The organism is Fibrobacter sp. UBA4297, from assembly GCF_002394865.1.
Lineage (GTDB): Bacteria > Fibrobacterota > Fibrobacteria > Fibrobacterales > Fibrobacteraceae > Fibrobacter.
The window spans coordinates 1-13,182 of record NZ_DGUZ01000022.1 but is presented as its reverse complement, the minus strand read 5'-3'; the positions used below and the strand labels follow the sequence as shown (position 1 = coordinate 13,182).

The following is a 13,182-nucleotide window of genomic DNA, read 5'->3' as shown; positions in this document are numbered from 1 at the left end:
AGGGGAGGTCCTTTTAAAGCGTTTCCGTTTTTAGATTACTGAGCTGTCTTGTAGAAGAACAGGGTCATCTGTCTATGGCCGTTGGCATCTGCAATACCCTTGTCTATGACGACGAATGTAAAGAAGCCTGTGCCCGGGTTTGTTTGCGGGTCGTATGTCGGAGCGATGCCAACAAAGAACTTGTCGGTGGCGCTCAGGAAGTTAGGATAGGTTTCTTGCAGGGAGGCCGGTGCGTAAATGAAGTCCGTTGTAGTCGGGTTGCTCGGATGGCGTTTCTTACCGTAGTCGTTCGAGTAATCATTGTCATCCTTGTTGCCGTAGAGGGCGAACTTCACGCCTGTCGTGCTGGAAAGACCAATTGAGGAAGTGTTTACATCGAAGCAGACATCGCCGTTTTCGTCCGGAGAGACAGCCTTTGCTGCGACGTTGATGCACTTGTTAATCTTGGTATCGACTTGGATTTCGAAGCTATCCAGCGGGGCGCCTATGACTTCCGGAGCTTCAGAGGAGGAACTTTCCGGTTCCATGCACCATCTGCTCGGACGTTCGAATGGGATTCTTGCAACAGAAACAGAAGGTTCTGCAATGCCGTCTTCAACCACGGCTGTGATGATGAGTTCAAAATCACCACAATCGGTATAACCGTTTTCAAAATCGGTCTTGAGACCCCATTCTCCAAGCGGAACGGTTTGGATTGGGTATTCGTTGAAGTCTATAGGGATGCTGAATGAAGCCGTACCTTGCTGGACCTGGGTTTCTTTTTTGACAACGACCGTGGTAACTTGTGTAAAGTGGGCGGCAGATACGTCTACGACGGTATTAGAGTCGCCGAGGTCGATAGAAATTGTACCGCTGAACTTGACTCCAGTGTTAAGATTTGCGGCGTCAAGGCTTTCGAAAACGATTGAAGTTTCGATAGATGGTGCTGGCGGAACGTAAACGCTGGAAGAACTCGGGGTGGTTTGATTCGGAAGGTTCGGGTTGGAATCCTCACCGCAAGCGATAAAGCTTAAAGTTCCCAAAGCGAGAACTGAACTTAAAATAAGAGGTGATGTGAATTTAGAACTCATTGTAAATACCCTTTCTTTGTAATCTTAAAATGAAAATAAACAAAATTAGCTTGAAAAGTATCAAGTAATTAACTTTTTATAATAATACAAAAATTAATATACATTACGGCGTCTAAAGCGGGACCGTGTGATGAAAATTATAACAAATTTGTAAACAAATTTAAACACTATGCGTCCAACGAGCGTATGATATCGCGGATTCGGGCGGCTTCTTCGAAGTCGAGGCGGGCTGCCGCTTCTTTCATTTGACGTTCCAGGTCCGCGAGCTTGGACTCGGATGCTTTGGATGGTTTGTCGGGATGTGCGCCGGGGGCCGCTGCATTCTTTCGTCTCTCGTCTCTCGTCTTTCGTCTATAATTAGAGGGCTGCAACGGTTCCATCGGGCGGATACCGGGGGTAAAGTCTTCGCTGGAATCGTAACTGGATTCTTCGCTTTGCTCAGGATGACGTTCGTCCACTTCTTCATCGATTCCGAGCGGGTCCACGATTCGCAGGTCTTCTTCAATCTTGCGGGTGACGGACTTTGGCGTGATGTGGTGCTTGGCGTTGAATTCCTCTTGCAAAGTGCGGCGGCGGTTTGTCTCGTCAATGGCTTTTTGCAGACTTTCGGTCATGTTGTCTGCGAAAAGGAGCACTGTGCCGTTCACGTTGCGGCTTGCACGGCCCATCGTCTGAATGAGGCTCCTGTAGTTGCGGAGGAACCCTTCCTTATCGGCGTCGAGAATCGCGACCATGCTCACTTCGGGGAGGTCGAGGCCTTCGCGTAAGAGGTTGATGCCCACGAGCACGTCGTATTCGCCGCTACGCAGTCCGCGGATGAGCTCGTGGCGTTCGAGCGTCTTGATGTCGCTATGGAGGTACTTGGCACGGACGCCTGCTTCGATGAAAAATTCCGTGAGGTCTTGCGCCATCTTCTTGGTAAGCGTCGTGACGAGCACGCGGTCGCCGTTTTTGACGACTTCTTCGATGCGGTACAGGAGCACGTCCATTTGGCCCTGGATCGGGAACAGCTCGATTTTCGGGTCCAAAAGCCCGGTCGGACGGTTGATCTGTTCTGTGACAACGCCGTTCGTCTTTTTGAGTTCGTAGTCGCCGGGGGTAGCGCTCACAAAAAGCACTTGCTTCGGGTACATGTACTCGAATTCGGCAAAGTTCATCGGGCGGTTGTCGAGAGCGCAGGGGAGGCGGAACCCGTACTGCACAAGCGTGGTTTTGCGGGACTTGTCGCCTTCGGCCATGCCGCCCACTTGCGGAATGCTTACGTGCGATTCGTCAATCATCAAAAGCCAGTCATCGCCAAAGTAGTCGATGAGCGTGAAGGGGCGTGTGCCTGGAGCGCGGTCTTCGATGATGCGGGAGTAGTTTTCGATGCCGTTGCACATGCCGGTTTCGCGGAGCATTTCCATGTCGTAGCGGGTGCGGCTCGAAAGGCGTGCCGATTCAAGAACCTTGCCTTCCTTGTCGAGTTCGGCTAGGCGGTCGGTAAGTTCCATTTGGATGCGCTGCAGCATACCCGCGCGGTTTTCTTCTTTGGTGACAAAGTGCTTTGCGGGGGCGATGGTGAGTTCTTCAACTTCCTTGATGACTTCGCCCGTGACGATGTTGAAGCGGTAAAGGCGATCGACTTCGTCTCCGAAAAGTTCAATGCGTAGCCCATCTTCGTCGTAGCTCGGGTGGACTTCAATCACATCACCGCGAACGCGGAATGAGCCTCGATCGAGGCTAAAGTCGTTGCGTGAATACTGGATGTGGACAAGGTCACGGAGAATCTTGTCGCGGTCGTAGATGTCGCCCTTCTTGATGCGGACCATCAAGTCGAAGTATTCGCTCGGACTTCCCAAACCGTAAATGCAGCTCACGGAAGCAACGATGATGACGTCGCGGCGGGTGAGGAGGTTGGCCGTTGCGCGCAGACGGAGTTTGTCGATTTCGTCGTTGATGCTCGCGTCTTTTTCGATGAACGTGTCCGTGTGCGGGATGTAAGCTTCGGGCTGGAAGTAGTCGTAATAGCTGACGAAGTATTCCACCGCGTTGTTCGGGAAGAACGACTTGAATTCTTGGTAAAGCTGGGCGGCGAGCGTCTTGTTGTGCGTGAGGATGAGCGTCGGCTTTCCGACATTCTTGATGACGTTTGCCATGGTGAACGTCTTGCCGGAACCGGTCACGCCGAGAAGCGTCTGGAACTGTTCGCCGTTCTTGAATCCTTCGGTCAATTCTTCAATGGCCTTGGGCTGGTCGCCTGCGGCGCCGTAAGGACTTACGAGGTCAAAATCCGCACGAGTGGGCGCCTGGAACTGCTTGAGTTTTCCGGGCAAGCTCTTGGAAGGCGGTAGCGGTTTCGCTATCGGTTTTGCATACGGATCAGGAGTAATAGTCTTACGTGCGCGAGCCATTGTTAGGTGATAGGTTTTAGGTTATAGGGGGTAGGAAATTGTCATTGTGAACAGTGCAATCAGCCTTTGAGGTATGACTTGGGGCTTGTCATGCCGGACTCTGTTCCGGCATCGCCTTTACCCATTAAGATAGAAAATAATTGTATCATCCTAGAGGAAACCGTAGGGCGACCCTTAACAATAACCAAGAACCAATGACTAATGACCAACAACTAATCACTATTTTTCTACATTGCGTTCCATGATTTGCAATCGAATTCTTGGTACGACTCATCACGGCACTTACAAGAAGGTCGTTGATGTTCCTCTTTTGCGCGAGGAACTCTCGGCACGTTCTATCCGCTGCATTGCACGCGATGGCGTCGAAATTGAAATCGATGTTTACGAAGACTTGCAAGAAGGCGATATCTTGGCAGAGACGGACTTTAACGTGTATGCCGTAAAGATTTACGTACCCAAGAAAAAGCCCGCCGAAGCACCTGCGCCGAAGTTCAAGAGCTATTTGTAATTGCGTGCCGCGCAGTCGTTTCCGAGATGCGCATCGATTATTATCTTGTCATTCCCGCTATACGAAACTTAGAACTTTAGTTCTGTAGTTGAGTTATGCTCTTTGAGTAGAAAGCGGGAATCTCCATCGAGCTAAATTTTGCTCAATCTTCTTTTTGCGTTTTAAAAGGGTGATGCCCGCTCGGAGGCAGGCATGACAGGAAAAAGGTGCCCCCGGCACTGAGTCCGGGGTGACAAATGGAGCGGTAATGACAAAAGCGGGCTAGAGAGCGCTTTACTCTTTAATGCAGAGGCTTTCTTTTACGCTGATTTTTTCTTTGCCGAGTAGGCGGTGGAGTTTGCATCGGAAAAGCGGAATGGCGGCGATGGTGCCGAGGGCTACAATCGGGATGGCGATGTAAGCGATTCCGGGCTGGTTGATTGCGGGACGGCAGAAAAGTCGCAGCATCAGGACAATCCACCAGTGAACGGCGAGAATCACGAGTGCGTTGCGGGATATGTTGCGCAAAATGCCTTTGGTAATGCGGATGGGGGCGATGTCGGGAAGCTTGCTTGCGAGCAGAAACGTGGCGATAAGGCCGATAATGCCTGTGATGGAACTTGCGACAAATTGGGGGAGGCTCTTGCCCAAGTCGTTGTTCATGATGCTAAAATTCGGACTTGGCGATTCCAAAAATGCGTAGGCGATATAGTTTGCTATTCCGATGGCGGCAACGATGATTGTGTTTTTTGCGGCGTGAGCTGTACTCGCAGAAATGGCGTTGTGGATTTTTTTGATGGGTTCCTTGCAGAGAAAACCGCATCCGAAGAAGAATAGGATAGTAAGGTCGCGTTCAACACCAAGCGGCAAGTGAATATGGTTCTCGTTTAAAAGCCAACCGCAAAGGAGCCCTTCTATGGACATGACGGCGAAAAACAGTTTGGGGTTAACTTGTCTTTTCGACATCTCATGAAGCAGGTAAAAAAGCAAGCTGACGGAATAAAGTGTAAACACAAACCACAGCGGGCCCGCTCCGACCGAGGACTTCCCGGCGATGAAAATTTTAGCGATGTTCCAATAGATGTATTGCCATGTATTGTTGATGTCGGGAATGGTATTCACGACCATCATCGTGGGCGATTTTGGAAACAAAGCGAAATTGTAAACGACCGGGTCAATGGCAAAAAAGAGGAACGAAAGATAGAGGTATGGAATTAACAGGACGTGCGTTTTGTGGGTAAAGTAACTCTTAAAATTGCTGAACCGTTTTGTGCTAAAAAGAAACCCTGAAATAAAGAAAAATGCCGACATGCGGAGTGCGCTCAAGTGATACATTCCCAGGTGCGCGTTCGGGAAATTCTGCTCAATGTGAAACAGGCAAACGAACAAAAGAACGAATCCCTTGAACTCGTCAATCCAGCCGATTCTTACCTGCCCGTTGTTGCTCATAACAAAGGTCCCTGAGCCTGTCGAAGGGTTAATACCACATCTTCTCGTTGCCAATGGTAGTGCTTGGTCCGTGGCCGGGGAATACAACGGTTTCTGCCGGGAGCGTAAGGAGCTTCGACTTGATGCCGCTCACGAGGGCGAATTCGTCACCGCCGTAGAGGTCGCTGCGACCGCGGCTTCCCGCGAAAATGATATCGCCCGGGAAAAGGAGTGGTGGGACGTTATCTTGTCCGTTCACTTTGCCTGGATTCTCGCAGAAGAAGGCGAGACCGCCCGGGGAATGCCCTGCAACGTGAATCACTTGCAGACGGATTTCTGCAATTTCGACGATGTCGCCATCGTTCAGGTAATTGCCCAACGCTGGTGCTAAATCGTTGCAGGGGAGGCCGAACATTTGGCTCTGTTCTTTTTGCGCGTCGAGAAGGAAAGTGTCGTCTTTATGTGCTTCGGCCTTGATGCCAAAAGTGCGTTCCGCAAATGCGTTCCCGAGAACATGATCCAAGTGTAGATGTGTGTTCAAAACGCGCACGACTTTGAGATTTTCGCTTTTGATGTAATCGGTGAGTGCCGCTTGTTCGCGGGCATTGCTCACGCTTGGGTCAATTAAAATGGCTTCGCCCTTGCTGTTACTCAGGATGTAGCAGTTCACTCCGAACGGATTGAATACAAATTGCTTTATTTCCATAATAAACCCCTAACGTTTCTTTTGGCGATTACGTAAACGACGTTGTATGCGGCGCTCCCGTTTGAGCGTTTCCATCGAGACCGTGTGGAGAATGTCAATGACGCGTTCGCGGGCGTAAGACTTGTTCAGTTTTTTGTGCGTTACGTAGTCCAGCAAACACACGCATAAAAGTAACAATCCGACAAAAATCGAGAGTGAAATCGGCCAAAGATGGACTGTGAATTTAGCAGCAACGAGACCAAATGCGGGCGGCATCAAAATGGAACCGACGTAGGAACCGGCGAGCTGGATGCTAATCGCTTGACTCGAAAGCGATTCTCCAAAACGTGCGGGAGTCGCGTGGATTAGCGACGGGTAAACGGGGGCGCAACCGAGTCCGAGCAGGCAAATACAGGCGGGCTGCAAGTTCAGCGGGAGCGGGATTGAAAGGATGAGGCAACCCACAGAGACGATGGCTATGCCTGCGTAAATCAGGCGATGGTCGGTGAACTTGATTGCAAAAAATCCGCTTGCAATTCGGCCAATCATCACGGATGCGAACATGAGCGAAACGATGAATGCTCCGATTTCGGGTTTGAATCCGCAAGCGATGAGGTAGGTGCCGCACCAAAGACTAGTCGAAATTTCGAGTGCCGAATAAAAGAAGAACGTGAGGAACGAAAGTTTCATTCCCGGGACGCGGAGCGCTTCGCGGATACTGATGTGCGGCGCATTATTTGCGTTGTTGTCGGAGGGCGCGGCATTTTTTTGCGCATTCTCGGGAGCGGTGCTTATAGAACTCGCCGGGATGGTGACGTTTTCCGAGAGCCCTCCACGCGCTTCCTTTTTTTTCCACAGCGGGAGTGAAATGAGAATCAAAACGAATATTGCAGCGAGGGTTATGGCGACATATTCGTATGATCCACGCCAACCGCTGCCGGTCAAAATCGAAAACGAAAGAAGCGATGGTCCGAGCGTTGCTCCAATGCCCCAGCTGGCATGCAACCAGTTCGTGTGCTTGGATTCCAGATAAATGGCGGCGAAGTTGTTCATCGCCACATCGACGGCTCCTGCGCCAATGCCCATCGGGATGGCCCAAAGGCAAAGGATGTTGAACGAGTCCGCAAAGCCGTAACCGATGGAGGCGATTGCGGTAAGCGCAATGCTGTAGGCGACGAGTTTTCCTGTGCCTAAAACGCGCAGAACTTTCGGTGTGCAGAGACTAGAAACGATTGTCCCGAGCGAGGCGATAATCGAAAGAATACCCGCTGCAGAAATTGGCGTTTTGAGGTCTAAATGCATTAAGGGCCAAGCCGCCCCAAGAATGGTGTCGGGGAGACCTAGCCCAATAAATGCAACGTATATGACAACGAGGAGGAAAATGGCTTATTCCTTCACGCTCCAGGTCGTGCCTTCCTTAGAGTCCTTGATCACGATGTTCATCGCGGCAAGTTCATCGCGGATGCGGTCGCTTTCGGCCCAGTTCTTGTTGGCGCGAGCTTCCTTGCGGGCTGCGATGAGAGCTTCGATCTTAGCGGTATCGATGTTGTCGTTTGCGCCCTTCTTGACGTATTCTTCGCGCGGCTGGTCGAGCTTGAGACCAAAGATCTTGTCGAAATCAGCCACGAGTGCAGCCTTTTCGCCGTCATCGATGTCGCTCTTGAGCATCGTGTTCATGATGCCGAGTGCACGAGGCATGTTGAGGTCGTCGCCGATGGCGTCCTTGAATTCCTGCTGGAAAGCCTTGGCAGCTTCGCTTGTGATAGCGGTTGCCTTGCCAATCAGCGGGTCCGTCTTCTTGTGCAAGCTCTTGAAGGCTTCCTTGGCGCCGGTGAGGGCTTCCCAAGTGAAGTTCAGGTAGTTGCGGTAGTGGCTGCCGAGTGCAAAGTAGCGGTAGTCGAGCGGGTTGAAGCCGCGTTCCATGAGGAGCGTGACGGTCAAGAATTCGCCCGAGGACTTGCTCATCTTACCGAACTTCTGTTCGGTCGTGCCGTCTTCAAGCTTTTCTTCGCTTGCGGTGCGGAGGAATTCACCATGCATCCAGAAGCGGCTGAACTGAACGCCGTTGGCGCATTCGCTCTGGGCGATTTCGTTCGTGTGGTGCACGCGGATGTGGTCCGTGCCACCGCAGTGGATGTCGAGCGTCGGGCCGTTGTACTTCATGGCCATGGCGGAGCATTCGATGTGCCAACCCGGGAAACCAACGCCCCACGGGCTGTCCCATTCCATAGCGCGCTTCTTGTCCTTCGGGCTGAACTTCCAAAGTGCAAAGTCCGTGGCGTTGTGCTTTTCGCCCATGTCGATGCGGCTACCCTTGCGGAGATTTTCTACGTCAAGGCGGGCAAAGTCGGCATAGCGCGGGAACTTGAGGCTATCGAAGTAGATGCCGTCCGAGGTGCGGTAGGTGAAACCCTTTTCTTCGAGCGTTTTCACCAAGTTAATCTGTTCCTGGATGTGGTCCGTGGCGCGAGTCCAGCGGGTTGGTTCCTGGATGTTGAGGCGGTGCCAGTCGGCCATGAATGCGTCGGTGTAGAACTTTGCAATGTCCCAGACGGACTTGCCTTCGCGGGCTGCGCCCTTTTCCATTTTGTCGTCGCCAGTGTCGCCATCGCTTGTGAGATGGCCCACGTCGGTGATGTTCACGATGTGGTTGACCTTGTAGCCGTAGTAGTTGAGCGTGCGGACGAGGAAATCTTCAAAAATGTAAGTGCGGAGGTTGCCGATGTGGGCAAAGTGGTACACCGTCGGGCCACAACAATACATACGCACGGCGGGAACGCCTTCGGGAAGAGTGAACAGTTCTTTCTTGCGTGATGCGGTGTTGTAGAATTGAAGTGCCATAAAGCCTCCGGTTAATGCGGCGCAACATGCGCCAAACATGCTAATGCGCGAGGCAATTTAGAAAAATCTGTGGCGGACGGCAATTGTGAGGGGGCAATAACTGGCTATAGGATTTGGCTAAGACTGTTTGGGTGGTGTGGATGGATGATTTAGAGATTGACGAGGCTATAAATGGGCTGTTGGAACGGGCTTAGCTTGAATCTTGGGAGCTACGTAGCCTGGGTTGGGGCGTAATTGTTTTTGTTTTGGGTAGTTTACGTACTTGAAGTGTGTTTTGTGATGTTTTAGTACGTAAGGTGAGTTTGCTTAATTTGTGTGCTACGTACTAACGGGCGGTTTTGCAAGGCTTTAGTACGTAAAAATGCAGGCTGGTCCCATTTTATTGCCGGTTTTGAGTTTTCGGCAAGGATATTTTACGTACTTGCGGCGTTGTTTTACTTGGTTTAGTACGTAATTGCGCTGGGCTTCGTAAAATAGGCTTGTTTGACTTTTGATTTTTACGTACTAGTTGCGTTCAAAATTCTTGTCTAGTACGTAAAAACGCGGCAATCGCTTTTTCCCAAAAGCTTATTCGGCCACAAAATTGCTTCGCCTGCAAACGGTTGTTTGCAAAATGATTGGATTGTCTCTTTTTTCTTGCCAAAACATAGGTGAGGGTTGTATTTTATCCACATGAAATGGATTAATGATCTTATGCCTCATGATGAACTTGTTGGTGCTGCTCAAAGTCGGATTAAAGAGCTGATGCGTTCTTTATCTCACATTGAAACGGAACTTCGTAATGCTCCTTTGGAAAAATTAAGAGTAGTTCGCTGTCATAATTCAATCCAATATCATTTGGTTTCTGACGACACTAGACCAAATGGAATTTATGTGAATAAAAAGCTGATGAAAAAAGCCTCTGCTGTTGCGCAACGGGATTATTACAGAGATGTCTCTTGTGAAATTCAAAGAGAAATTTCGGCTATAGAAAAGTTCTTGAGTGAATACCATCCTGACCGGGTTGAGGATGTTTATCGAAATTTGAATGATGGACGTCGAAAATTAGTGAAAAATGCTTTGACACCGGATGCTGATTTCGTGTTTGCTTGGAAGTCTGTGGAATATGAGAAACCTACTTTTCTTGAAAATTCGTCGGAGTATTTATCAAGTGATGGCTTGAGGGTTCGCTCCAAGTCCGAAATTATTATTGCGAATCAGCTTGTTCGTGCTAAGGTTCCTTTCCGCTACGAAGCTCCGCTAACGCTGAATTCTAATAACCGTAAGATCGTCGTGCACCCCGATTTTACATGTTTGAATGTTCGAACTCGAAAAGAGTTCGTTTGGGAACATTTTGGAATGATGACGGATGAAAGCTATGCAGAAAATGCGGTTGGCAAAATTCAACTTTATTCCGCTAATGGATTTGTCCAAGGCAAAAATTTCCTTGCAACATTTGAATCTCTGGCAAATCCGCTTTCTGTGAAAATTGTTCAACAGTTTGTTGATCAATTTTTGAAGTAGTTCTTGCTTGTCGCGGGGGCTTTGTTGCGTTTGGTGGCTGATTACTTGTCTTGGTCAGAAATGATATGCTTGTTGACAGATTGGCGCTTGTTTTGTCGTGTTTGTTTTGGAAAACATGTTTCAGAGCGTTTTACGTACTTGAAGTGTATTTTGTGGAGCGTTAGTACGTAATGTGAAAATTCTTAATTTGTGTGTTACGTACTAAATGGCGGTTTATTGACTGTATAGTACGTAAAATTTTATGTTACTCAAAAATTCTTAAGATTGTAATTTGAAATTTACGTACTAGAAGCTTTTTTGAAAGGCGAAAAGTACGTAAATGCGATGCTAAATCTGCAAAAGGTTCTGTGAGGTAGTAAAATTGGTCGTGAATTTACGTACTAATGGGTAGTTTTGCAAGGCTTTAGTACGTAAAAAGCTCCCCAAAAACGAAATGCACGATTGTTTATCCCTGTTGTTCCATCTTCAACGGATTTTGGGAGGGGGCGGGGTGGCCTTGAGGGACCAAATTTATTTGAATCTATATTAATTAAAAATGGAGCATATAATGAAATTAAAGAAATTGCCTGTGATTGCTGCATCTGCAGCTTTGGGTTTTGTGGCGTGTGGTGATGAAACTTCAATTATGGATCCTAATGCGGGGGCTTTTGTGCCTGCGGAAGCTTCTTCTAGCAGTGAAACTTTTGGCGTTGAATCTAGCTCCGGCATTTTAGACATTGACGTGGAAATCTGGAGTTCGGGCGATGCTGCTCCGTTTGTCGGATCTTCTGGCTCTGGCGCATTCCCGGGCGGTACCGTTTCTAGCTCCGGCGTTATTCCGGGCGTTATTCCGGGTGTTGGCGTTTCAAGCTCAAGTGCTGTGCCGCCTACCAACGGAACTTCTAGCTCCAGCAATATTGTTCCTGGCGGATTGTCAAGTTCGAACGGTGCAAATCCCGGCGGAGCGATATTAGGCAGCTCGGAATCTGGCGATAATGAAAATGACAACGAAGACGCAAAAATTTTGGATGGTACGCAGATTCTCCTGAAACTTGCGGGTACTTCGGCTACTGTCGAAAACAACAATGGTTGCGTTGAAATTGCAGACAAAAGCGCAACGATTACTTGCCCGGGTGCCTATTACGTCACCGGTGAATCGTCCGATTTCCAGGTGGTGGTGAAAACTCCGGGTGCCGAAAACGAAGGCAACACGGGCATCTATCTTCACAATGCGACTATCAAGAGCTCCAATGCTCCGATTCTCGTGAAAAATGCCGACAAGACGGTTCTCCATTTGGTCAAGGGTACGACCAACGTGGTTGAAGACGGTAATGGTAATCACTTGTTCGTGAAAATCAACGGCTCTCAGGATACGGCAAAGGCTGCAATCTACGCCCGTGATGATTTGAATATCAAGGGTGCCGGTTCTTTGACCGTCAAGGGTAAGTTCAAAAACGGCATCCAGTGCAGTAACGATCTTAAAATCAAGAACGGCAACATTACTGTTGAAGCCGAAGAAAACGCCATCAAGGGCAAGGGTAGCCTCCAGATTTCTGGCGGTACGCTGAATCTCACGGCCAAGAAAGGTGACGCCCTTGAAAGTGATGAATGCGAAGAAGGTACTGATGGCAAGTGCAAGTCTTTTATCGATGGCAAAGGCATTGTCGATATCCGTGGCGGTAACATCACCATTAAAGCGGGCGATGATGGCATTCAGGCCGCGCACTATGTGATGCTCAGCGATTCTACGGAGCCGTCAACGGTTAAGGTGACTTCTACAGGCAAGGGCTTGGTGGCTGAAAAATTCATCTATGTGAACGGCGGTAACATCAATGTGACTGCCGATGACGATGCTCTGCATACAAAATACAAAGTTTTCATGAATGCTGGTGATGTGACCATTTCTACGAAGGACGATGGTATCCATGCGGACTCCGCCTTGCATTTGAGCGGTTCTACGATTAATGTGGTCACTGCTTATGAAGGTCTTGAAGCGTATAAGATTTTCGCAGAAGGTGGCATTACGGCTACATTTGCCACAAATGATGGCTGGAACGCTGCCGGTGGCGCTAAGGAAAATTCGGGCGGGTATTCCATGTTCAGCGAATCTAGCGGTCATGCTGTGATTAGCGGCGGTCACCACTATATCGCATCAAAGGGCAACATGATTGATGTGCTTGATGCCAATGGTTCTGCAAAGATGACGGGTGGCGTGTTGATTCTCGAAATCACCGGCCAAAGCTATGAAAATGGCGGCATGGGTGGTGGTTTCCCTGGTGGCGGTGGCGGCTGGGGCGGCGGCTTTGGTGGATTCCCAGGTATGGGCGGCCAACAGGGCGGTGGCAATGGATGCCTCTCCAATATGGCCGGTGGCCTCATCGATACGGATACAGGCTTTGAAATTACGGGCGGCGTGCTCCTTGCATTCGGTGACTACTCGACCGACACCCCGAATTGTGCGTCTGTCAGCTTCACAAGCGATAACTACTACGGTACAGAAAATGCAGCTTTCAAGCCGGAATACCATGGTAGCACGATTTTCTACGGTGGCGATGTGAAGTCCGTAAGTCAGGTGAATACCGCTGGAATGAAAGAATTCAAGTTCCCCAATGGCAAAAGTTATATGTACAGGTAAAATAAATGCCTCGCCAGTAGAACGGCGAGGCTTTTTTGTTATTCCACTTCGTGGCTTGACGTGTTCGCCTCGGATATAGAAACATGCAAGCATGTTTCTGCATCGCTCGGCTCTTTTGTCATTCCCGCCTACATGTCCTCGCGCCTGTCCTCGCTTGACGG

9 protein-coding genes are annotated in these 13,182 nt (G+C 49.5%); 3 read left to right on the top strand and 6 right to left on the bottom strand.

Features of this window, described 5'->3' with window-relative positions; genetic code table 11:
* Window positions 1-35 precede the first annotated feature (35 nt).
* Both B3A20_RS13575 and uvrB read right to left on the bottom strand, forming a co-directional pair.
* Window positions 36-1,070, bottom strand: a complete 1,035-nt coding sequence (locus tag B3A20_RS13575; protein WP_290765857.1) for a hypothetical protein — start codon at window positions 1,068-1,070, stop codon at window positions 36-38.
* A gap of 167 nt (window positions 1,071-1,237) precedes the next feature.
* Window positions 1,238-3,463 (bottom strand): excinuclease ABC subunit UvrB, encoded by a 2,226-nt coding sequence (uvrB, locus tag B3A20_RS13570; RefSeq protein ID WP_290765854.1) that lies wholly within the window; start codon window positions 3,461-3,463, stop codon window positions 1,238-1,240.
* Between the two features lie 241 nt (window positions 3,464-3,704).
* Between uvrB and B3A20_RS13565 the strand changes: the two genes are divergently transcribed.
* Window positions 3,705-3,971, top strand: a complete 267-nt coding sequence (locus B3A20_RS13565; RefSeq protein WP_290765852.1) for a hypothetical protein — start codon at window positions 3,705-3,707, stop codon at window positions 3,969-3,971.
* 273 nt (window positions 3,972-4,244) lie between these two features.
* Here the strand turns inward: B3A20_RS13565 and B3A20_RS13560 are convergent, their stop codons facing one another.
* From B3A20_RS13560 to cysS, 4 genes are read right to left on the bottom strand one after another with little or no spacing between them, the layout of a single operon-like run.
* Window positions 4,245-5,399, bottom strand: coding sequence for an acyltransferase family protein (locus tag B3A20_RS13560; RefSeq protein ID WP_290765849.1), 1,155 nt, complete (start codon window positions 5,397-5,399; stop codon window positions 4,245-4,247).
* 28 nt (window positions 5,400-5,427) lie between these two features.
* A complete protein-coding gene (locus B3A20_RS13555; protein WP_173561278.1) occupies window positions 5,428-6,084 on the bottom strand; it encodes an MBL fold metallo-hydrolase in 657 nt (218 codons plus the stop codon).
* A gap of 9 nt (window positions 6,085-6,093) precedes the next feature.
* On the bottom strand, window positions 6,094-7,413 hold the full coding sequence (locus B3A20_RS13550) for an MFS transporter (RefSeq protein WP_290765968.1): 1,320 nt from the start codon (window positions 7,411-7,413) through the stop codon (window positions 6,094-6,096).
* A 36-nt stretch (window positions 7,414-7,449) separates the two neighbouring features.
* A complete protein-coding gene (cysS, locus tag B3A20_RS13545) occupies window positions 7,450-8,904 on the bottom strand; it encodes a cysteine--tRNA ligase (protein WP_290765843.1) in 1,455 nt (484 codons plus the stop codon).
* 672 nt (window positions 8,905-9,576) lie between these two features.
* Between cysS and B3A20_RS13540 the strand changes: the two genes are divergently transcribed.
* Window positions 9,577-10,407 carry a hypothetical protein gene (locus tag B3A20_RS13540; protein ID WP_290765840.1) on the top strand — a complete coding sequence of 277 codons (831 nt, stop codon included), beginning with the start codon at window positions 9,577-9,579 and terminating at the stop codon, window positions 10,405-10,407.
* A 547-nt stretch (window positions 10,408-10,954) separates the two neighbouring features.
* Window positions 10,955-13,021, top strand: coding sequence for a carbohydrate-binding domain-containing protein (locus tag B3A20_RS13535; RefSeq protein ID WP_290765838.1), 2,067 nt, complete (start codon window positions 10,955-10,957; stop codon window positions 13,019-13,021).
* Window positions 13,022-13,182: the final 161 nt, after the last annotated feature.